The organism is Uruburuella suis, from assembly GCF_022870845.1.
Classification (GTDB): Bacteria; Pseudomonadota; Gammaproteobacteria; order Burkholderiales; family Neisseriaceae; genus Neisseria; species Neisseria suis.
Map to the genome: position 1 here is coordinate 1,109,573 of NZ_CP091507.1, position 21,272 is coordinate 1,130,844.

General features: G+C 57.1%; 15 protein-coding genes. 1 reads left to right on the forward strand and 14 read right to left on the reverse strand.

The window, feature by feature from the left end; translation table 11 throughout:
- Positions 1 to 492: 492 nt before the first annotated feature.
- The 12 genes from LVJ78_RS04935 to purL all read right to left on the reverse strand — a co-directional run bounded on the left by LVJ78_RS04935 (position 493) and on the right by purL (position 19,113).
- Positions 493 to 1,950, reverse strand: a complete 1,458-nt coding sequence (locus tag LVJ78_RS04935) for a DASS family sodium-coupled anion symporter (RefSeq protein ID WP_132954083.1) — start codon at positions 1,948 to 1,950, stop codon at positions 493 to 495.
- Between the two features lie 75 nt (positions 1,951 to 2,025).
- On the reverse strand, positions 2,026 to 3,282 hold the full coding sequence (locus LVJ78_RS04940) for a complex I 51 kDa subunit family protein (protein ID WP_132954082.1): 1,257 nt from the start codon (positions 3,280 to 3,282) through the stop codon (positions 2,026 to 2,028).
- Complete coding sequence (locus LVJ78_RS04945; RefSeq protein ID WP_132954081.1) at positions 3,269 to 4,906, reverse strand: FAD-binding protein; 1,638 nt, start codon at positions 4,904 to 4,906, stop codon at positions 3,269 to 3,271. Before LVJ78_RS04945 ends, LVJ78_RS04940 begins: the two co-directional genes overlap by 14 nt.
- Positions 4,906 to 5,553 (reverse strand): 4Fe-4S dicluster domain-containing protein, encoded by a 648-nt coding sequence (locus LVJ78_RS04950; RefSeq protein WP_132954080.1) that lies wholly within the window; start codon positions 5,551 to 5,553, stop codon positions 4,906 to 4,908. Before LVJ78_RS04950 ends, LVJ78_RS04945 begins: the two co-directional genes overlap by 1 nt.
- Before the next feature lie 760 nt (positions 5,554 to 6,313).
- Positions 6,314 to 9,073: a cation-transporting P-type ATPase gene (locus tag LVJ78_RS04955; RefSeq protein WP_132954079.1), complete on the reverse strand. Its 2,760-nt coding sequence runs from the start codon at positions 9,071 to 9,073 to the stop codon at positions 6,314 to 6,316.
- A 738-nt stretch (positions 9,074 to 9,811) separates the two neighbouring features.
- Positions 9,812 to 10,882 (reverse strand): 3-isopropylmalate dehydrogenase, encoded by a 1,071-nt coding sequence (leuB, locus tag LVJ78_RS04960; protein WP_132954078.1) that lies wholly within the window; start codon positions 10,880 to 10,882, stop codon positions 9,812 to 9,814.
- Positions 10,879 to 11,364, reverse strand: coding sequence for a NanQ anomerase/TabA/YiaL family protein (locus tag LVJ78_RS04965; protein WP_132954077.1), 486 nt, complete (start codon positions 11,362 to 11,364; stop codon positions 10,879 to 10,881). The genes leuB and LVJ78_RS04965 overlap by 4 nt, the downstream gene beginning before the upstream one ends.
- Before the next feature lie 138 nt (positions 11,365 to 11,502).
- A complete protein-coding gene (locus LVJ78_RS04970) occupies positions 11,503 to 11,769 on the reverse strand; it encodes a FeoC-like transcriptional regulator (RefSeq protein WP_132954076.1) in 267 nt (88 codons plus the stop codon).
- Positions 11,766 to 14,087 carry a Fe(2+) transporter permease subunit FeoB gene (gene feoB, locus LVJ78_RS04975; protein WP_132954075.1) on the reverse strand — a complete coding sequence of 774 codons (2,322 nt, stop codon included), beginning with the start codon at positions 14,085 to 14,087 and terminating at the stop codon, positions 11,766 to 11,768. Before feoB ends, LVJ78_RS04970 begins: the two co-directional genes overlap by 4 nt.
- Positions 14,084 to 14,317: a FeoA family protein gene (locus LVJ78_RS04980; RefSeq protein ID WP_132954074.1), complete on the reverse strand. Its 234-nt coding sequence runs from the start codon at positions 14,315 to 14,317 to the stop codon at positions 14,084 to 14,086. Before LVJ78_RS04980 ends, feoB begins: the two co-directional genes overlap by 4 nt.
- 93 nt (positions 14,318 to 14,410) lie before the next feature.
- The gene (locus LVJ78_RS04985; protein ID WP_132954073.1) at positions 14,411 to 14,647 is read right to left on the reverse strand and encodes a FeoA family protein; all 237 of its coding nucleotides are present in this window, start codon (positions 14,645 to 14,647) and stop codon (positions 14,411 to 14,413) included.
- 527 nt (positions 14,648 to 15,174) lie between these two features.
- The gene (gene purL / locus LVJ78_RS04990; RefSeq protein WP_132954072.1) at positions 15,175 to 19,113 is read right to left on the reverse strand and encodes a phosphoribosylformylglycinamidine synthase; all 3,939 of its coding nucleotides are present in this window, start codon (positions 19,111 to 19,113) and stop codon (positions 15,175 to 15,177) included.
- 217 nt (positions 19,114 to 19,330) lie between these two features.
- On the opposite strand from purL, the gene LVJ78_RS04995 reads away from it, so the two are divergent.
- Positions 19,331 to 19,669 carry a P-II family nitrogen regulator gene (locus LVJ78_RS04995; RefSeq protein ID WP_132954071.1) on the forward strand — a complete coding sequence of 113 codons (339 nt, stop codon included), beginning with the start codon at positions 19,331 to 19,333 and terminating at the stop codon, positions 19,667 to 19,669.
- A 142-nt stretch (positions 19,670 to 19,811) separates the two neighbouring features.
- On the opposite strand, the gene LVJ78_RS05000 is transcribed toward LVJ78_RS04995, so the two are convergent.
- Both LVJ78_RS05000 and LVJ78_RS05005 read right to left on the reverse strand, forming a co-directional pair.
- The gene (locus LVJ78_RS05000; protein WP_132954070.1) at positions 19,812 to 19,946 is read right to left on the reverse strand and encodes a DUF3149 domain-containing protein; all 135 of its coding nucleotides are present in this window, start codon (positions 19,944 to 19,946) and stop codon (positions 19,812 to 19,814) included.
- A 224-nt stretch (positions 19,947 to 20,170) separates the two neighbouring features.
- Positions 20,171 to 21,184, reverse strand: a complete 1,014-nt coding sequence (locus LVJ78_RS05005) for a 2Fe-2S iron-sulfur cluster-binding protein (RefSeq protein ID WP_132954069.1) — start codon at positions 21,182 to 21,184, stop codon at positions 20,171 to 20,173.
- Positions 21,185 to 21,272 lie beyond the last annotated feature (88 nt).

The window sequence follows — 21,272 nt, forward strand, 5'->3', positions numbered from 1 at the left end:
AACGAAGTTAGGTTATTTTTTTGGATTGGTATCAGACGGCCTTGGCTTTGATGCGGTTGTGGGTCGGATACCTGTATCCGACATCACACCGGCCTTGATGCTTGTTCTGCGAACAAGTGTCGGATTCGAGAATCCGACCTACGCACTATAGAGGAATGTATAAAAAAGTGATACGGCGGGTAGGTTGGGTTGCAAACCCAACAAATAGACAAGCTGTCTGAAACGCTGGGTTTATCAACCCAACCTACGCGATTTCAGAATGCAGTTTCATGTAATACCAATCCAAAAAAATAACCTAACTTCGTTATCTCGCCTAGCCGTACTATCTGTACTGTCTGCGGCTCGTCGTCTTGTTAGCTTACTTTTTTGAATTGGTATAACTTTTTCTTGCATTTCACTATAATTGCGGGCGTTTGAGCTTCAGACGGCCACAACAACGGTCAAAGAAAAACGGGAATCTTCAGATTCCCGTTTTTGATAATGACGCGGTGTTTACCAATAGCCCAGCACTTTCCACCAAGCTGCGCCGATGGTGGAGAAAATCACCAATTCGATCACACTCATGATAAAGCCGGCTTTCCACCATTCGTTCATGCTCACATAGCCCGAGCCGTAAATCACCGGCGAAGAGCCCGAAGCATAGTGGGTGAGGCTCATCATAATGCTGGTGGCGGCGGCCATCATCAGCGCATAAAGCAGCGGCGGTGCGCCCAAGGCGAGGCCGGCGGCGTAGAAAGCGCCAAACATTGCGGTAACGTGGGCGGTGCCGCTGGCAAACATATAGTGCGAATAAAGATAAGCCAACAGCAATAAGGCGCAACCAAACACCCAGCTCAAACCCAAGCCGGAAATGCTGCTTTCGAGCACGCCGGAAAACCAGGCAATCAGGCCGAGCTTGTTGAGGAAAGTGGCCATCATCACCAGCGCGGCAAACCAAGTGATGGTATCCCACGCGCTTTTCTCTTTCAACACGTCATCCCAAGTGAGCACGCCGGTGAGCAGGAGCAGCGAGAGGCCGATAAAGGCGGTGGTGGTCGCGTCAACAGCGGCGGCGGGGCCGAATATCATCGCCGGAATGCCGGCCCACAGCAGCAGCAGCAAGCCGAAAATCGCCAGCATAATCCATTCGCCGCGGCTCATCGGGCCCATTTCTTTCAGGCGCTCTTTGGCAAAACCGGTGGCATTGGGGGTGTGTTTGATTTCAGGCGGATACAGGTAATAAAGAATAATCGGCATCAGCACCAGCGCCACCAGCGCCGGCAGCAGCATGGCCGTGGCCCACATGCCCCATGAAATGGAGATTTGTGCGCCGGTGGCTTTGCTGATCAAGTCCACCACCAAGGGGTTGGGCGCGGTGGCGGTGATAAACATCGAGCAGCAGATGATGTTGGCGTGGTAGTTGACCAGCGCCAAATATTTGCCGATTTTGCCCTCGGTGCCTTTTTCCGGGTCAGAATCAAAGCTGCCGGCAATCGCACGCATCACCGGGTGCACGATGGCGCCGCCGCGGGCGGTGTTGCTCGGGGTAACGGGGGCGAGCAGCAAGTCGGAAATCGCCAGGCTGTAGCCGATGCCCAATGTGCGTTTGCCCCACACGGCGATAAACATATAGCCAAAGCGCACGCCCAAGCCGGTTTTGAGCAGGCCGCGCGAAATCATAATCGCCACGCCGATCATCCAAATCAGCGGGCTGTTGAAGCTGCTCAAAGCATCTTTGGCCGCTTGCGCGGGGCTGTCGCTGGTCACGCCGGTAACGGCCACCAACGTAATGGCCAACATGGCCACCGCGCCGATGGGCATGGCTTTGCCGATAATGGCAGCCACCACGCCGACAAATAAGGCCAAAAGGTGCCAGGCATCACTGGTCACACCTTCCGGCACGGGAATGGCGTACCAAATCAGCAGCGCCAATATCACCGCCACTGCGGTAGGAATCGGTTTGAAACCCATAAAATTTCTCCGGGGTAAGAATAATCAAATGAATCAGTTAAACCTGCTGCCGAGGGCAGCAGGCGTGTGTGCCGTTCAGACTCCGGTTTGCGGCGGCAGGCCGTATTCTTCGGGGAAAGTGCGCAAAGAGCTTTTCAGCACCGTTACCGCGCCGTCGATTAAGCCGCAGCGGCCGCTGCCGGGCAGGATTTGGCAGAGGTTTTCCAGCGCACGCAAATCATCGCCGGTGGCAATGCCGGTGTCTACCCGATCAATCAGACGCGCCAGTTGGAAAGTGCCGCTTTTGCAGGGCGGACATTGGCCGCAGGAATTGGCGGCAAAAAATTCCACATATTCCGACACTTTGCGCACCACGCTGGTGCCTTCCGAAATCACAATCATGGCACCGGTGCCGAGGCTGGAATGGCGCTCGCGCACAGAATTGAAATCCAGCGCCACATCCAAATCGGCTGCGGTAAGCAAGGTGTTGGAAGGGCCGCCGGTAAACACTGCTTTAAAGGCGCGGCCTTCAAGCAGGCCGCCGCCATAATCGAAAATCAGCGATTGCAGCGAAGTGCCCATCGGCAGCTCATAGAGGCCGGGGTTTAACACATCGCCCGAGAGCGAATAAAGCTTGGTGCCCACCGCTTCGCCTATGCCCAAATCTTGATACCATTGAGCGCCGTTGCGTAGAATATGCGGCACATTGGCAAAGGTTTCGGTGTTGTTGATCAGAGTCGGCTCATCGGCCACGCCGCTTTCGGCCGGATAGGGCGGCTTGCGGTGCGGAAACGGGAAACCGCCGTTGAGCCACGACACCACCGCCGTTTCTTCGCCGCCGATATAGCGCCCTGAAGTGGGCACCAGTTTCAGGTGCAAAGGCCTGCCCAGATGTGTTTCGAGCTGCTCGAATAATTCGTGCGCATGCCATTGGGCGATGGCTTCGCTCACGGCGGCAATCGATTCGGTTTGGTGCGGGTTGATGTATAAAATCACATGGTTGGCGCGGGTGGCCACGGCGGCAATCAGCGCGCCTTCGATCACTTGGTGCGGGGTGTGCTCGAGCAGATAGCGGTCTTTAAACGTGCCCGGCTCGTCTTCATTGGCGTTGCACACCACATAGCGGTCGCCGTTTTTGCTTTGAGCATTCACCGCCGCTTCCCATTTGCGCCAAGTGGGAAAGCCGGCGCCGCCCATGCCGCCCAAACGGGCTTCTTGCAAAGTGGGCACAATGCTTTGCGGATTTTCCATAGCAACCAGCAGGCCTTCGCCGCCGCCGGCGCCCAGCCAGGCAATCAAATCTGCGCCCACTTGGCGGCTGGGATGCAGCAATAATTGGTTAAGCTTTTGCATGAGTGTTCTCCTGAATGCCGGCGTGTTCGCGCAGATCGAAGGTTCCATAATCGGGATAGAGTATCGGCGCCTTAATATCGCTCTTGATGCCGGCACGAGTCAGCTCGCGCTGGAGCTTGTAGATGTGGGCGATGCCGCCGCGCGCTCTTTTCAACGGCAGGCCGGATTGGGCGGCGGCTGCGCCGGCGCGGCGGCCGAAGCTGATGATGTCGAGCAGGGCGTTGCCCATCAGGCGGTTGCGGCCGTGAATGCCGCCGGTGACTTCGCCTGCGCCGTAAAGGCCGGCGATATTGGTTTGGCCGTTGCCGTCGATAAGCATGCCGCCGTTTTGATAGTGCAGGGTGGGGTGGATCAGCAGCGGCTCTTCGGCAGGGTTAACACCGCATTTGTGCGCCACATGCGCCAGCGACACCAAGCGTTGCAACACATCCGGGTCTTTGGCAATCAGGCGCGGGGTGTCGAGAAACACGCCCACGGTGCCATCGCGCAACACGCCGCGGCCTTCTTGGCATTCGCGCAAAATAGCGGCTGCCACCACATCGCGCGGCAGCAATTCATCCACAAAGCGCTCGCCCAAGCCGTTGACCAAATGGGTGCCGGCAGAGCGCACGGCTTCGGAAATCAGCGCGCCGGCCAGATGCGGCGGATGCGCCACGCCGGTGGGGTGGTATTGGAAAGAATCCACATCGCGCAGCTTGGCGCCCATGCGGTAAGCCATCACCAAACCATCGGCGGTGGCACCATAGTGGTTGGAAGTGGCAAAGCCTTGCAGATGCAGACGGCCGCTGCCGCCACTGGCCAGTACCACCGATTTGGCGTGCACGATCAGCAATTTGCGCCGCTCCAAATCATAGAGCACCGCGCCCACGCAGCGGCCGTGCTCATCGGAGAGCAATTCGATGGCGGGGCAGCGGTTGAGCTGGGTGATGCCGCGCTCGAGCTCGACGGCTTCGCGCAGCACGCGCATCATTTCCAGGCCGGTGAAATCGCGATAGCACAACACGCGCGGGATGCTGGTGCCGCCGGCGCGTTTGCGTTGCAGGCGTCCGTTGTTGTCGGAGCCGGCGGCTAAATCAAATGTCATGCCCAAGCCGATCAGCCAGCGGATGGCGGCGGGGCCGTCGGTGACCATTTGCGCCACCAAATCTTGCTCGGCTGCGTTGTGGCCGCCTTTGAGGGTGTCTTCAAAATGCTGTTGCAGGCTGTCTTCTTCGCCCACAGCGGCTTGAATGCCGCCCTCGGCCATCACGGTGTTGCTGTCGCCGATGCGCAGCTTGTTGGCCATAATCACGCCTGCGCCGGCTTGGGTGGCGGTGAGCGCCGCTGCGGCACCGGCACCGCCGCCGCCAATCACCAACACATCGGTATACATCGGCACGGCACCGGCCAAGTCGAAATCATCAATCAGGGGGCGGCTCAGCAACAACTCGGCCAAATCAGGATGGCAGAATTCGCCGGCATTGGCACCCACGGGCAGGGTGGTGCGGGCGCCTTGGCCGTAATCCGGATGGTATTGGCTCAAGAGCGCTTCTTTTTCGGGCAAATCGGTGCGCATGGGCAGCGCAGAGCTGCGCAGCGATTGCAGGGCTTGGGCGTAATCCACGCCTTTATTGGGGGTGCTCATCAGTGGGCCTCCTTTGTGGCGGCATCAATTTCCACACGCATGCTGCCGTTGTCGATTTGTTGCAGGCGGCGCATCAAGTCGATCGGGCGCAGCGTGCGCGCGGCTTTCATGCGGCGGGCAAACAAGCCCAAATGGTTGGGGCGGATGTTTTCAGGGCAGGCGAGCGTGCACAAATTGCACATCACGCATTGATCGAAAGTGGCGGCTGCGGCCACAAAATCGCCGGCCACCACTTGCGCTACGCCCTCTTGCACTTGCAGGCCTTTGGGGCAGGAGCGGTCGCAGCCGCTGCAATGGCGGCAATGGGAGGATTCAGGGAAAATGCGTGCGGTGTCGTCGAGCCAGTTCCAGCCGTCGCCCACTTCGTCTACATTGTAATAATGCACGTGTTCGGGCATAAAATAATCGATAAAGCTCACCTGCATGCCCGGCTCTACCCGGGTTTCGCAAGCCAGCGCGGTGGTGACTTCGCGCTCGCCTTCGCGGCGGATCAGGCAGCGGCAGGAGCCGCACACGCCTTGACCCATGCAGCCTACGTTGGCGGTGATGGCTGCGCCGGCGCGGGCGTAGGCCTGAATAATGGAGGCGTCCGGCGAGGCTTCGACTTCGTTGCCGTCGATAACCAGACGGTATAATTCATCGCTCATATGCTTGTCCTAACTATCAATGCGCCGGCACATTTTCGATGCGGCTGGCGCAGGTTGGCGGGTGGTTGTGTTTGCTTGTGTTTTCCATTTGCCATCAAAGCTGCCGCTTGCTGCGGAAATCAATAAAACGATGTAAATGGCTATGCAAATCAAAGTGTAATATTTTTATAGACTTAAATTTTAACAGAATTGCTTTTCAAACTACATGGAATAAACAAAGGAAAAACCGAGATGGAATTGATTCTTTTTATTTAAAACAGAGCAATAGATTTTTATAAATAATTGTTTTTAAAGTAAAACTAAAAGCCTGTTGGAGGTGAAAAGTTATGAAGATATTAATTGGATTTGGTGAGCAAGCCTCTTTTATTGTATAGGCATATGATTAATCTAGTAAAATTACAAAGCGATACAGGTTGGGCATACTTTATTTTATTTTGCTGATATTGTTTGATAAGTTTGATGCATATCAAAGTTTGAAACCGCAAGTAAAATGAAAGAGCGGCTTGATTTGTAGTTTTACAACAATCAAGTGCTGCCGTTTGTTTGCCTGTGTGCAGATAAAGCAGAGCTTGAGCCGGCGGTGAAGGCCGTCTGAAACGTTAATTTCGGTTAGGATTTTAAACCTGTTCAGACGGCCTTTTGTAAATCCGACCATGTTATACCCATTCGAAAAATAAGATAACAAGGCGGCGAGCCGAAGACAGTACATCTAGTACGGCAAGGCGAGACAACGCAGTTAGGTTATTTTTTCGAATGGGTATTAAACCGCTTTCACCCAGGCCAAACGCATTTGCTTTTCCACCTCAATCAGCGCAAAAAACACCACGCCCACGGCGATAATCAAGAGGCCGTCTGAAAGCGGGATAGACTCGGTGCCGAACAGCGGCTGCAAAAAAGGCAGATAAGTGATGGCCAGCTGTGCGAGCGTGACGATGCCCACACACAGCCACACCACGGGCGTGCCGCGCACGGCCTGCCAATTGAGCGAGGTGCTGTAGATATTGCGCACATAGAAAAGATAGAAAATTTCCAGCACCGCCAGCATATTCATGGACATGGTTTGTGCCAGCGCCAGCGAATGGCCGCTGCCCTTGGCATAGGCAAACACGCCGAACACGGCGGCAAACATCAAAAGCGCCACCAACACAATATTCCACACCAACATTCTGGAGAGCAGCGGGGCATCGCGCCGGCGCGGCGCGCGCTGCATATTGCCTGCTTCAGCCGGCTCGAAAGCCAGCGCAATGCCCAGCGTGACGGTGGTAATCAGGTTAATCCACAAAATCTGCACCGGCGTGATGGGCAGCGCGGTGCCGATAAGCAGCGCCACAATAATGGTGAGCGCTTCGCCGGCGTTGGTGGGCAGCGTCCAGCTGATTACTTTTTGGATATTGTCATACACGGTGCGCCCTTCGCGCACGGCGGCCACGATGGAGGCGAAATTGTCATCGGCGAGCACCAGATCGGCGGCTTCTTTGGCCGCTTCGCTGCCGGTTTGGCCCATGGCAATGCCGGCATCGGCGCGCTTGAGCGCAGGCGCATCATTAACGCCATCGCCCGTCATTGCTACGGTGAGGCCGTGCGATTGCAGCGCTTTCACCAGCCGCAGCTTGTGGGCGGGCGAGGTGCGGGCAAACACATCGGTTTCCAGAATGCGGCCGGCCAGCCCGGCATCGTCTATAAAATCCAAATCGTTGCCGGTGAGCACGTTATCGGTGTGGGAGAGGCCGATTTCGCGGGCAATGGCGCACGCGGTGGCGGCGTGATCGCCGGTGATCATTTTCACCTGTATGCCGGCTTCATGGCATTGCTGCACCGCCGCCACGGCTTCTGAGCGCGGCGGATCAATCAGGCCGACGAGGCCGATAAATTGAAGCGATTGCGCGATATCGGCGTTGCTCAGGGTGGTTTGGCCGATGGTGGCGGCCTGCTCGGCCACAGCCAGCACACGCCGGCCTTTTTCGGCCAGCTTTTCCACTTGTTGCAGCCAGTAATCGGTGTCCAGCGGTGCATTGCCCTCAGGCGTGCGCTGTTGTGCACACATGGCCAATAAGGCTTCGGGTGCGCCTTTCACATAAATATGCGGCAGGCCGTCTGAATCGCGGCTCAGCACGGCCATATAGCGGTGTGCCGCATCAAAAGGCACGGCATCGAGCCGCGTGTAGCCGGAAAAAGCCTGCCCGCCTTGGCCGCTGATTTTGCCTGCCAACGCCAAAAGCGCGCCTTCCATCGGGTCGCCTTCGGTGCGCCATTGGCCTTCTTGTTCGTGCAAACGGGCATCGTTGCAGCAATAGGCGGCGCGGGCAAAGGCGGTGAGCAGCGGATCTGCGCCTGCCGCCAAAGTTTGCCCGTTGCGCAAAATGCCGCCGGCCGGCGCATAGCCTTCGCCTGCTATCTGATAAACCTGATCGGCAATCACCACATCGGCGGCCATCATTTCGTTGCGGGTGAGCGTGCCGGTTTTGTCGGAGCAAATCACCGACACCGCGCCCAGCGTTTCAATGGCCGGCAGCCGCCGCACAATGGCGTTGCGCTGCGCCATTGTGCGCACGCCGATGGCCAGCGTGATGGTGAGCACGGCGGGCAGCCCTTCGGGAATGGCCGCCACCGACAAGCCCACCACCGACATAAACACGCCGGCAAAATCCAGATGCTCAACAAAATAACCGTAAGTGAGCACGGCGGCGGCCACAATCAGGATAAACACCGTCAGCCAGCGGGCAAAAATATCCATTTGCCGCAGCAGCGGCGTGGTGAGCGTTTCCACATCGGCGAGCATGCCGCTGATGCGGCCGATTTCGGTGCGGCTGCCGGTGGCGGTGACCACGCCCAAGCCGGTGCCGCCGGCCACCAACGTGCCGCTGAAGAGCATTGAGGTGCGGTCGCCCAAGGGCGCATCGGCGCTTACGGGCTCGGTGTTTTTGTCTGCCGGCACCGATTCGCCGGTGAGCACCGCCTCTTCGCATTTAAGCCCGCGCGCGTTGATGAGGCGCAAATCGGCCGGCACGCGGTCGCCCGCTTCCAGCAGCACAATATCGCCGGGCACCAAATCGACGGCATCCAAGCGCTGGCGGCGGCCGTCGCGCAGCACCGCCGAATGCGGCGCAAGCATGCTTTTGATGGCGGCCATGGCTTCTTCGGCTTTGCCCTCTTGGATAAATCCGATTAAAGCGTTGGCCACCACCACGGCCAGAATCACGCCGGTGTCTATCCAATGCCCCAGCGCGGCAGTAACCGCCGCCGCGGCCAACAACACATAAATCAGCACATTGTGAAAGTGGGCGAGAAAGCGCAGCAGCGGGTGTTTGCGCGGCGCTTGGGGCAGGCGGTTGGCACCGTGTTGCGCCAGCCTTTGCGCCGCTTCTTCGGCGCTCAAGCCTTCTGCGCGGGTGTGCAGCGCATCCAGCACGGCGGCGGCTTCCTCGGCATGGGCGGCCAAATGGTCGGGGGTGTGGGGTGTGGGGTGGGATGTCATCGGCGTTTCTCCATGAAGGGCGGCGGCATGGCGGCGCACAGACATGGCTGGCGCGTTCAGACGGCCTCAAGATAAAAACGGGTGATTGTCCGCAGCCTTTGGGGCGGTGAGCAGGCAAGGGTAATGGTTGTGGTGTTATGCCTGATGGTGTGTGATGCGCTGCACAGTCGAGTGCGTGCAGGCGCAGAAAAACTGCACCATGATAGCACAGGGTTTGTTGCTTTTGAAACGACTCAGCGCTCAAGCGGGCAAGAGAAAAAATCGGGTATCGACTATGGGCGCGGAAAGAAATCAATGAATTGTCGGCAGAGGTGTATTCGGAAGAGGCCGTCTGAAATATCAGTCGTGTAGCCGCGTAGGTACGATTAGCTTTGTCAAAACAAAGCGTAATCGTACGCATGACACACAAAGGCCGTCTGAAACCTCTTTCAGACGGCCTTTGTGTGTCATGCCGCTGCGTGCTTTCATCCGTATGATTACGCCGCAAAAGTGCGGCGTGCGCACCTGCGCCGCTGTGTTATTTTTTTTGCATTCCACATATATATATTATTGATTCGGCAATTAAATATTGAATATTTTCAGATGCCGGCAAACAAGCCTTTGGCTTGTTGCCCTCTCCCTAGCCCTCTCCCACGGGAGAGGGAACAGGTTTCTGCTGCGGGTAAGAGGATGTGAATATTCAATAATTAATTGCCGCATCTATAAGATATGTCGCAGGCCGTCTGAAAGCTTTCAGACGGCCTGCGGGATATATTGAATTGCAGGTTATTTATTTGCCCGGCATTAAAGCGCAGCGAGCACGGCATCGCCCATTTCGGCGCAGCCCACAAGCTTGGTGCCTGCTTCGAAAATGTCGCCGGTGCGCCAGCCTTGTTCGAGCACTTTTTGCACCGCCGCTTCGATTTGCTGCGCGCGTGCTTCATCGCCGAAGCTGTAGCGCAACAACATGGCGAGCGACAAGATGGTGGCCAAGGGGTTGGCTTTGTTTTGGCCGGCGATGTCGGGTGCGGAGCCGTGGGAGGGCTCATACAGGCCTTTGCCGGTTTCGTTCAGCGAAGCGGAGGGCAGCATGCCGATGGAGCCGGTGAGCATGGAAGCTTGGTCGCTCAGAATATCGCCGAAAATATTGCCGGTGGCGATTACGTCAAACTGTTTGGGCGCGCGCACAAGCTGCATAGCGGCATTGTCGACATACATATGGCTCAATTCAACATCAGGGTATTCGGGGGCGATTTCATCGAAAATTTCGCGCCACAATTCGGTGGTTTCCAGCACATTGGCTTTGCCCACGGAGCACACTTTTTTGTTGCGCTTTTGTGCGGCCTGAAAAGCCACGTGGGCGATGCGGCGGATTTCGCTCTCGCTGTAGCGCATGGTGTTGAAGCCTTCGCGCTCGCCGTTTTCGAGCGTGCGAATGCCGCGCGGTTCGCCGAAATAAATGTCGCCGGTGAGCTCGCGCACAATCAGAATATCCAAGCCGGCCACCACTTCGGGCTTGAGCGTGGAGGCGTTGGCCAATTCTTTATAGAGAATGGCCGGGCGCAGGTTGGCAAACAGATTCAAATCTTTGCGGATGGCCAACAAACCGCGCTCGGGGCGCAGGGGGCGATCGAGATTGTCGTATTGCGGGCCGCCCACGGCGCCGAGCAGCACGGCATCGGCCTGATGGCAGAGCTTTTGGGTGAATTCGGGATAGGGCGCGCCGTATTCATCGTAGCCGGCGCCGCCGATGGGCGCATATTGATAGGCGGCATCGAGGCCTTCTGCAATCAGCCGGTCGAGCACGCGCACGGCTTGAGCGATGATTTCGGGGCCGATGCCGTCACCGGGCAGAATGGCGATGTGTTGGGTCATGAGTGTTCCTTGCAGTCGGTTGATGATGGGTTTACGGCGATTTTGAAGACCAGTTTTTTGATTTCGGCTTCGTTGCCGATTAAAGGCGCATGGGCATCTTCGGGAAACAGAATCAGAAATTCGCCCGGGCGCACGTGGATATGGGCGCTGGCCGGGTCGTGAAAAAATTCGACATCGCGCTCGGCCTGATAGCCCGCCACGCTTTGGGTGAGCTCTTGTGTCGGCCGCCAGCCGTAGCCTTCGCTGCCGCCCAGCGGAATCTGAATATCGATGTAGTGGCGGTGGGCTTCGAGCTTGGCCGCTTCGGCGCTGCGCATCGGCTCGCTGCCGATAAAGGCACGCAATTGTTTGTTGGGGCGGATTTCATAAGCGGCTTGGTCGATGGCGGCCAAATCGAGCGTGTGCAGAAATTCAAAGGCCGTCTGAAAAAGCGGATGCAGCGCGTAATAGCGCTCGGCACGGGCGATTTGGTCGAAAACCATGACATAAGCCTTGATGAAAACAGGGTGGGGCGATTTTACCCTATTTTACGAAGGGCAGTGGGAAAAACTGTTTCAGACGGCCTGAAGTAAAAATGTAAACAAAATGTAAACAAGGCCGTCTGAAAGAGCGTGCAGGCATTATCGGCCGCGGTGAATTTCAATCGGCGTTTGCACCGCTTCGCTGCCGGCCCATTCATAAAGGGCAACCGTGGCGGGGTCGCACTTGCAGCAGCTTTTGCTGCCGCAGCTGCTGCCCTCGGGCAGCTTGCGGATGCGCCCTTTGCGCTCGAGCATGTCGAGCATGGGTGCGAGCGCTTCGGCGGATGTGCCCAGCCCCATCGCCATATCGGCCACGCTGGCGCGGCGGTGCCGGCGCAGATATTGGCTCAAATCGGTGATAATCATGATGCGTTTCCTTTGCTTGCGGCGGCTTGGGTGCGCGATACTTTGTCAACGCGTTTGCCGGCTAAACGCAGGCCGAAAAAGGCGGCAACCATCACCGCGCCCACCAGCGCCATCCATACGGCTGATTGGGTGGGGTGGCGGGCAAAAGTGGCGGCTTGATAATAAAAAGTGGCGGCGCAATAAGCCAGGCCGGTGGTCCACAGCACCACAAATGCGCTCCAGCGCGCGCCCGCTTCTTGATACACCACGGCCACGGTGGCGGTGCAGGGGAAATAAAGCAGAATAAACAGCAAATAGGCAAACGCGCCGATGGTGCCGTCGAAGCGGCTCTGCATGGCACCGAATGTGCCTGTGCCCAAATGGTTTTCTTCGGCAACGGCCGCTTCGCCGCTGTTTGCCGCGCCCAAGCCTAAGGGATCGGCCCAGGCACCGAGCGCTTCGCCCAAGTTGGCCGGTATGGTGGCAAAGGCATCGGCCACGGCGCTGCCGAAGTGGAATTCTTCATCGGCGGCCGCCGCACCGCTGTCGCTGGCGGCCAAGGCGCTGTAAGCGGCGTTGAGTGTGCCGATCACGGCTTCTTTGGCCAAAACGCCGGTGAAAATGCCCACTGAAGCCGGCCAGTTGTCGGGCTGCAAACCCATTGGCGATAAAGCCGGCGTGATGCTGCGGCCCACCGCGGCGAGCATGGATTTATCGCTGTTTTCATTGCCGTAGCTGCCGTCGGTGCCGATGGCGTTGAGCACACTGAGCACCAGCACCATCGGCACAATCACGCGCCCGGCGCGCACGATAAAGCCTTTCAGGCGGTTCCAGGTGTGAATCAGAATGCCTTTGGGCGTAGGCAGGTGATAGGGCGGCAGCTCCATGATAAAAGGCGTGGCCTCGCCTTTGAGCAAGCTGTTTTTCAGCACCAGGCCGGTGAACACGGCGGCGATGATGCCGATAAGGTAAAGGCTGAACACGATGTTTTGCCCGTTGTGCGGGAAAAAAGCCGCCGCAAACAACACATACACCGGCAGGCGCGCCCCGCACGACATAAAAGGTGCCATGGCAATCGTCATCAAGCGGTCGCGCCGGTGCTCCAGCGTGCGGGTGGCCATCACGGCCGGCACGTTGCAGCCGAAGCCTACAATCAGCGGCACAAAGCTTTTGCCCGGCAGGCCGATCCAGCGCATAAAGCGATCCATCACAAAAGCCGCGCGCGCCATATAGCCGGAATCTTCAAGCACGGAAAGAAAAAGATACAGAAAGCCGATAATCGGAATAAACGTGGCCACGGTTTGAATGCCGCCGCCGATGCCGTCGGCCAAGAGCAGATTGAGCCATTCGGGCGAACCTGCGCTTTGCAGCAGCGCTTTGAAGCCGTCTACAAACACCGCGCCGAAAAATTGATCGAAAAAATCGATAAATGCGCCGCCGATGTTGATGGTAAACATAAACATCAAATACATCATCAGCAAAAAAATGGGAATGCCCAACACGCGGTTGAGCACAATGCGGTCGATGCGCTCGGTGAGGTCGCGGCCGATGCGCCCGCTGTGGTGCACGGCGGCTGCGGCCAATTGGTTGGCCAGGCCGTAGCGCGCATCGGCTACCATAATGTCGATGTCGTCGCCCAGCGCGGCGGCTTCGGCTTTTGCTGCGGCCAATGCGGCGGGCGGGGCGCTTTTTTGCGCCAGCGCATCGCCTTCGAGCAGGCGCACCGCCAGCCAGCGCGGTGAGGGGGCATCGGCCAGCAGCGGCAGCAGGCGCTCGACAGCCTGCTCAAGCGCAGGCTCATAATGCGGCACCAGCGCGGTAGTTTGCGGTGCGACAGCGGCTTGGGCGATGGCCTGCTTCAATTCGGCCACACCTTTGCCCGAAGCGGCGGCTAGCGATACCACGGGGCAGCCCAATTTTTGCGCCAGCAGCGCGGTGTCTACCTTCATGCCTTTGTCGGCGGCCACGTCGGTCATGTTTACAGCCAGCAGCAGCGGCACCTGCATTTCGGCAAGCTGGGTGGTGAGATAAAGATTGCGCTCGAGGTTGGAAGCGTCCACCACGTTCACCACCAAATGAGTGGTTTGCTCTTGGGCATAGCTGCGTGCCACTTGCTCATCCAGCGACACTTCTTGGTCGGTCACATCCAGCGAATAAGTGCCGGGCAAATCCACCACTTCAAAAGTGTTGCCGCCCAGTGAAAATTCTCCGCTCACGCGCTCCACGGTTACGCCCGGCCAGTTGCCCACGCGCTGACGCGAGCCGGTGAGGGCGTTGAACACGGTGGTTTTGCCGCAATTGGGGTTGCCGATCAGGCCTAAGGTGAAGCGTTGGCTCATGATAATTTCTCCACCAGCAAGGCATCGGCTTCGGCTTTGCGCAGCGATAAAGAAAAACCACGCACGCTGATTTCCACCGGGTCGCCCATCGGTGCGATGCGTTTCACGGTGAGCTCGGCGCCGGGTGTGAGCCCCATGCTCAGCAGCTTTTTGCGGTAGGCGCGGCCGGTTTCGGCAAAGCCGCTGATGCGGGCGCGATCGTTGGGGCGTAAATCTTGCAGGGTGGCCATGTGTGGTTTCCAATTTATTCAGACGGCCTTGTTGTTCAAGAGTATTGAGGCCGTCTGAAAAGGTGTGTGAAATAGGGTTGAAAAACGATTAAACTAAACGGCGCACACCAAAATGCGGTGCGCCATGCCGCCGCCCAAGGCCAAGCGCGTGCCGCTGCGGCTTACCAAAAGGCCGCTGCCGCTGCGCTGGCACACGCTGATTTCCGCGCCGGGGTTGAGGCCCATTTCGGCGATGCGCTTGGCAAAATCGGGTGTGCCTTTGATCGACACCACCCGCACCGGCGTGTGCTCAGCGGCCATGCTGAGGGGAAAGGTTGGCGGAAGATTCATGCTTTTTTCCTTGATGATGATTTGCGTGTGGTTTTCAGACGGCCTTGTTAAATATAAAGGCAACAAGAATCATTACTGATTCAATAGCTGAAAATTGCTGTTTTGGAAATTCTACGCCGCTTTGACAGCCAAAAATTGATATTGCTCAAAAAATAATGAATAGGAATTGAAATCGTTAATTTTTGAGCAATGGTGTTGTGCAGGAAAGAGAGGTTTTTGCAGCAGCCTGCGAAGAATCAAGCCGATTTGAAATTGGCTTGATATTGCGGCTTTCAATCCAAGCAACAACAATTTATAGTGGATTAGCAGAAAACTGAAACAAAGACAATAAATCTCAAATCGTGTGTAGGGAATGTAGCGCAACCACGCATGCAGTTTAAGGTTTAAATGGCTTCTGTTTGCGTGGTGTGTCACACGTCCTGCGCCGGCGTGTATCAGTTTTCATTCGTTATATATCTCATGATAAAAGGCCGACTGAACCTGAAACGTTCAGTCGGCCTTTTGCTGATGTTGTGGCGTAAACTTAATCAGCCCAATGCCTTGCGTGCGCCGGCAAATAAGCGGTACCAGCCGCTCAATTCGCCCCAGCCTTCGGGCGCCCAGCTCATTTGTGCGCTGCGGTACACACGCTCGGGGTGCGGCATCATGATGGTCACGCGTCCGTCGGCGCTGCTCACGCCGGCAATGCCTTGCGGCGAGCCGTTGGGATTGAGCGGGTAGGCTTCGGCGATTTGGTTTTGCCCGTCGACATATTGCAGGGCGATATTGAGGCCGCCTGAAACCTGTCCGCCCACATGCGCGAAATCGGCACGGCCTTCGCCGTGGCTCACCACCACCGGCAGGCTGGAGCCGGCCATGTCGGCCAAAATCAGCGAGGCGGATTGGGGCACGTTCACCATGCTCAAGCGCGCTTCGAATTGCTCGCTTTGATTGCGTTTGAATTTCGGCCAGCCTTGCGTGCCGGGAATGATTTCGGCCAGATTGCTCACCATTTGGCAGCCGTTGCACACGCCCAGCGTGAGGGTGTCTCGGCGGTTGAAAAAGGCGGCAAATTGGTCGCGCAATTGCGGGTGGAACAACACCGATTTGGCCCAGCCTTCGCCCGCGCCGAGCACATCGCCGTAGCTGAAGCCGCCGCAAGCGGCCAGCATTTGGAAATCGGCCAGTTGCACGCGCCCGGCCATCAAATCGCTCATGTGCACATCGTAAGCATCGAAGCCGGCGCGAGTGAAGGCGGCGGCCATTTCGATTTGGCCGTTTACACCTTGCTCGCGCAAAACGGCGATTTTCGGCTGCGCGCCACGGTTGATAAACGGCGCGGCGATGTCTTCATTTACATCGAAGGTTAAATCGGCAAAAAGGGCGCTGCGTTTGTCGTCGGCCAAAAGCGCGTATTCGCTGTCGGCGCATTCGGGGTTGTCGCGCAGGCGCTGCATCTGCCAGCTGGTTTCTGCCCAGGCTTTTTGCAGGTCGAGGCGGTCTTCGTTGAGCAGCACGGTGTTGCGGTTTTGAATCAGCAGGCGCTCGCTGTGGTTGATGGCGCCGATTTGATGCAGCGCAGCGGCCAGGCCGGCTTCTTCAAAGGCCGTCTGAACGGCTTCGATGTGTTCGCCCGCCACTTGTATCACTGCGCCCAATTCTTCGTTAAACAAAGTGCGCGCGGCGGCGTCTTGCAGCTTGTTGCTGCCGCTTTGTTCGCGGGTTTGTTCGATCATGGCCGCCAAATCCAGATTCATGCCCAAATGCGATGCAAAGCTCATTTCGGCCAGCGTGGCCAAAAGGCCGCCGTCGCCGCGGTCGTGATAGGCCAAAAGTCTGCCCCCGGCCACCAAGCTTTGCATTACTTGGTAAAAAGCGGCCAAATGATGGCTGTTGTTTAGATCAGGTGCGCTGCCGCTGATGTTTTTCCACACCTGGCTCAAGGCACTGCCGCCCATACGGCTGCGGCCGAAGCCCAAATCGATGGCGAAAATGGCGCTGTCGGTCGTGTTTTTCAGTTCGGGCGTGAGGGTGCGGCGCACATCCTGCACCGGCGCAAAGGCCGAAATAATCAGCGATAAGGGCGACACCACTGATTTTTGCGCGCCCTCATCCTGCCACACGGTTTTCATGGAAAGCGAATCTTTGCCCACCGGAATGCTCAACCCCAGCGCTTGGCAGGTGTGCGACACGGCTTCCACCGTGCGATAGAGTTTTTCGTCTTCGCCGGCATTGCCGCAGGCGGCCATCCAGTTGGCGGAAAGCTTGATGTTGCCCATTTTGCCGATGTTTACGCCGGCAATATTGGTGATGGCCTCGCCAATGGCCATGCGGCCGGAAGCAGGCGCGTCAAACAGCGCCACGGTGGGCCTTTCGCCCATGCTCATGGCTTCGCCTTGGTGGGTGTTGAAGCCCATCATGGTGACGGCGGCATCGGCCACCGGCGTTTGATATTTGCCCACCATTTGGTCGCGGTGGGTGAGGCCGCCCACGCTGCGGTCGCCAATGGTGATGAGGAAGTTTTTTGAAGCCACGGTGGGCAGGCGCAACACGCGGTAGGCCGATTCGCGCAAATCGTATTGGCCGGCGTCAAACACGCTTTCAGACGGCATTTGTTTGCTGTCGCTGCGGGTGGTTTTCGGCGGCTTGCCCAAGAGCACATTGAGCGGCAGATCCACCGGGTTGTTGTTGTATAAATCGTCGCGCACCTGCAAATGGCCGTCGTCGGTGGCGGTACCCACCACGGCAAAAGGGCAGCGCTCGCGCGCGCAAATGCGGCGGAAGGTTTCCAAATCTTTTTCGAGAATGGCCAACACATAGCGCTCTTGCGCTTCGTTGCACCAAATCTGCATCGGGCTCAACCCGTGCTCTTCCAGCGGCACATCGCGCAATTTAAACACCGCGCCGCGCCCGGCATCGTTCACCAATTCGGGAAAGGCGTTGGAGAGGCCGCCCGCGCCCACGTCGTGAATCGACACAATCGGGTTGGCCGCGCCCAGCTGCCAGCAGCGGTCGATTACTTCTTGCGCACGGCGCTCGATTTCAGGGTTGCCGCGCTGCACCGAGTTGAAATCCAAATCGGATTGGTTGGTGCCGGTGTCCATGCTCGAAGCCGCGCCGCCGCCCAAGCCGATGAGCATGCCGGGGCCGCCGAGTTGGATGAGCAGCGCGCCTTCGGGGATTTCGTCTTTATGCGTTTGCTGCGCCTGAATGCTGCCCAGGCCGCCGGCAAGCATGATGGGCTTATGATAGCCGCGCATCTGGCCTTGATATTGCTCTTCAAAGGTGCGGAAATAGCCCAAAAGGTTGGGGCGGCCGAACTCGTTGTTGAACGCGGCGCCGCCAATCGGCCCCTCGAGCATGATGTCGAGCGCGCTGCTGATGTGGCCGGGTTTGCCGTAGGCGGCTTCTGTGGCTGAATATTGCTCCCACGGCTGCTCTGCGCCGGGAATGTTGAGGTTGGACACGCTAAAGCCGGTGAGGCCGGCTTTGGGGCGCGAGCCTTTGCCGGTGGCGCCTTCATCGCGGATTTCACCGCCCGCGCCGGTGGCCGCGCCGGCAAAGGGCGCGATGGCGGTGGGGTGGTTGTGGGTTTCCACTTTCATGATGATGTGGGTGTCTTCTTCGTGAAAGCGGTAGGCTTGGTTTTCAGCGGCGTTGGGATAAAAGCGTTCGATTTTTGCGCCTTCAATCACGGAAGAATTGTCTTTATAAGCCACCACTGTGCCCTCGGGGTGGGCTTTATGGGTGTCGCGTATCATGCCGAACAATGATTTCGGCTGCACTTGGCCGTCGAGAATAAAATCGGCATTGAAAATTTTGTGGCGGCAATGCTCGGAGTTGGCTTGCGCAAACATCATCAGCTCGACATCGCTGGGGTTGCGCGCCAGAATTTGATAGTTTTCCACCAGATAATCGATTTCATCGGCCGATAGCGCCAAGCCCAATTCGCGGTTGGCCTGCATCAAAGCCTCTTTGCCGGCGCCCAACACGTCTACCGTGTTGAAGGTTTGTGCCTGCGGATGGGCAAACAGCGCCGAGGCCGCTTGAAAATCGGTCAGCACGCTTTCGGTCATGCGGTCGTGCAAGAGCGCCGCCCATTGCTGTTTTTGCGCTTCGGTGAGCGCGCCTTCAATCCACACCGCCATACCGCGCTCGATGCGTTCGATGTTATCCAAGCCGCAATTTCGGGCGATGTCGGTGGCTTTCGAGGCCCACGGCGAAATGGTGCCGATGCGCGGGGCAATCAAAAATAAATGCAGGCCTGCTGATGCTTGCGGTGTTTGCTCAACACTTTCGGCGGCCAGCAAGGCCTGCAATTTTTCAATACTTTCAGCATCCGGCGCATCGGCGCTGCCTGCAAAATACCAATATTCGCTCTTCAGCCCGGCGGGAGGCAGGCCGGCGGCAGCGGCTTTTTGCAATAATTTTTCAACACGGAAATCAGACAAGGCAGTAGCGCCGCGCAAGGGCAAAACAACAGACATAAATTCGGCTCACAGTGCGGTTGGAAAGAAGTGCGATTGTACGCCGAATCCGCCTTTTCTGCTTGGGTATTTTATGCAGAAAGTGTGCTTCAGACGGCCGTTGTGCCTTGCCGCAACAAGGCTGAAAAGCCCGTATGCAAGCCGATTGTGTAAAGCGGATGTTTATGTTAATTTCACCTCATCAGCAACCGATAAGCCCAACACACAAGGAGGCCGTATGAAAAAAATAGAAGCCATCATCAAACCTTTCAAGCTCGATGATGTGCGTGAAGCCTTAACCGAAATCGGCATCACCGGCATGACGGTGAGCGAGGTGAAAGGTTTCGGCCGCCAAAAAGGGCACACCGAAATTTACCGCGGTGCAGAATATGCGGTGGATTTTCTGCCCAAAGTCAAACTCGAGCTGGTGCTCGCCGATGCCGATGTGGAACGTGCGGTGGAAGTGATTGTGGAAGCGGCGCGCTCGGGCAAAATCGGCGACGGCAAAATTTTTGTGTCGCCCATTGAAGAAGCCGTGCGCATCCGCACCGGCGAGCGCTCCGATGCGGCTGTGTGAAAATCGTGATCAACAGGCCGTCTGAAAGATAACCGTAGATAACCGGCTTTTCAGACGGCCTGTTGCAGATAAAAAAAAGGGTGTGACCACGGTCACACCCTAAACACACACACATCAAGAGGAAAGAGATACAGCAGGTAAATCAGTTTTTCGGGGCTTGGTCGGCTTGTTTTTTCACCCAGAAAAATAAAAAAGTGGCAATCACAATCACAAAAGCAATGGTGATAAAAGATAAAATGCCCACAGGCGAGGCGAATAATTCTTTAAGCAGCTCCATAATCGTTCCCTTTAATATTTTGTTATTGCTGTTGTTGATGCGCTTTTTGCAGCGTTGGTGCGATTATAGATAAAAACTGTGTTCCGGCTTTGATACAAGTCAAGGTTGGCACGGTTGGCGGGGAAAAGCTTGAAAATGAAGCAGATAGAGGCAGGTTAAGGCGGTTTAAGCAAAATCGGCTCAGATAAATATCTGAGCCGATTTTGATTTTACTGAGGGATGATTCAGACGGCCGCTTCTGTAAAAGCATCGGAGAAAAAAGCATTTTTGGGCAGGCCGCGTTCTTGCTCGAGCACTTGCTGCGCGCCCATGATCATTTTGCTCGAGCCGCAGGCATACACTTCAAAGGCCGATAAATCGGCATAATCGGTCAACACATGCTGCTGGATGTAGCCGCGCGCACCCGCCCAGCTTTCAGACGGCCTCGATAACACCGGCGTGAAACGTGCATCGGGCAGCTCGGCAATCAAATCGGCGGCTTCTTGCAATTGATACAGATCCGCTTCATGGCGCGCGCCCCAATAAAGGTGCACAGGTCGGCGGCTGCCGATGGCAATCATGTGGCGCAACAGGCTTTTTATCGGCGCAAAGCCGGTGCCGGTGGCGAGCATGATCACCGGCTTCTCGCTCTCTTGCAGGGTGAATGTGCCCAAAGGGCCGCGAATGCGCAAAATGGCTTTTTCTTTCACGCTGGCCGCTTCGCCAAACAACATATTGGAAAACAAACCGCCCTCGTGTTTGCGGATATGCAATTCCAAAATATCGGCATTGGCCGGATGATTGGCCATCGAATAGCTGCGCACATGGTTGTCGCGCAGCAGAATATCAATGTATTGGCCGGGCCAAAACACAAAAGGCGGCGCTTTGGGCAGAGCCAGCTTGAGCAGCGCCACATCATGGAGAAATTCGATGCCGGCCACGCGCGCGGGCAGCGTTTTTACCGGTGGCGCACCGGCACCGTTGTAACCCGCCACTTTCAGCGCCACATCGCTTTGCGCCGTGCTGCAACACATCAATATTTTGCCCTCGGCCATCTCTTCGCTGCTCAGCGCCAATTCGGCATGGCTGCCCTGTTGCACTTGGCCGGAGAGCACTTCGGCCTTGCATTGGCCGCAAATGCCGTTTTGGCAGGAATGGGGCAGATTGAGGTTTTGGCGTTTGGCCGCAGCCAAAATCGGCTCGCCGGTTTCAACGGTGAAAGCGGTGTGGTCGGGGGCGAGGGTAACGGTATAAGGCATAATTCGGAGCAGGCTGGCGGAAAAGAGCCGATTATAGCGAATTTTCGCGTGTTTTGCTGGCTGCGCAGTAGCCCGAACGGGTTTTCTA

Bases quoted from the DNA above. Each gene is read 5' to 3' on its own strand.
- feoB (WP_132954075.1), bottom strand. From the start codon at position 14,087: ATGAGCCAACGCTTCACCTTAGGCCTGATCGGCAACCCCAATTGCGGC.
- LVJ78_RS05000 (WP_132954070.1), bottom strand. From the start codon at position 19,946: ATGGAGCTGCTTAAAGAATTATTCGCCTCGCCTGTGGGCATTTTATCT.
- LVJ78_RS04950 (WP_132954080.1), bottom strand. From the start codon at position 5,553: ATGAGCGATGAATTATACCGTCTGGTTATCGACGGCAACGAAGTCGAA.
- leuB (WP_132954078.1), bottom strand. From the start codon at position 10,882: ATGACCCAACACATCGCCATTCTGCCCGGTGACGGCATCGGCCCCGAA.
- LVJ78_RS04945 (WP_132954081.1), bottom strand. From the start codon at position 4,906: ATGAGCACCCCCAATAAAGGCGTGGATTACGCCCAAGCCCTGCAATCG.
- LVJ78_RS04980 (WP_132954074.1), bottom strand. From the start codon at position 14,317: ATGGCCACCCTGCAAGATTTACGCCCCAACGATCGCGCCCGCATCAGC.
- LVJ78_RS04955 (WP_132954079.1), bottom strand. From the start codon at position 9,073: ATGTCTGTGCGCCGCCATGCCGCCGCCCTTCATGGAGAAACGCCGATG.
- LVJ78_RS05005 (WP_132954069.1), bottom strand. From the start codon at position 21,184: ATGCCTTATACCGTTACCCTCGCCCCCGACCACACCGCTTTCACCGTT.
- LVJ78_RS04985 (WP_132954073.1), bottom strand. From the start codon at position 14,647: ATGAATCTTCCGCCAACCTTTCCCCTCAGCATGGCCGCTGAGCACACG.
- LVJ78_RS04935 (WP_132954083.1), bottom strand. From the start codon at position 1,950: ATGGGTTTCAAACCGATTCCTACCGCAGTGGCGGTGATATTGGCGCTG.
- LVJ78_RS04970 (WP_132954076.1), bottom strand. From the start codon at position 11,769: ATGATTATCACCGATTTGAGCCAATATCTGCGCCGGCACCGCCGCGCC.
- LVJ78_RS04995 (WP_132954071.1), top strand. From the start codon at position 19,331: ATGAAAAAAATAGAAGCCATCATCAAACCTTTCAAGCTCGATGATGTG.
- LVJ78_RS04940 (WP_132954082.1), bottom strand. From the start codon at position 3,282: ATGCAAAAGCTTAACCAATTATTGCTGCATCCCAGCCGCCAAGTGGGC.
- purL (WP_132954072.1), bottom strand. From the start codon at position 19,113: ATGTCTGTTGTTTTGCCCTTGCGCGGCGCTACTGCCTTGTCTGATTTC.
- LVJ78_RS04965 (WP_132954077.1), bottom strand. From the start codon at position 11,364: ATGGTTTTCGACCAAATCGCCCGTGCCGAGCGCTATTACGCGCTGCAT.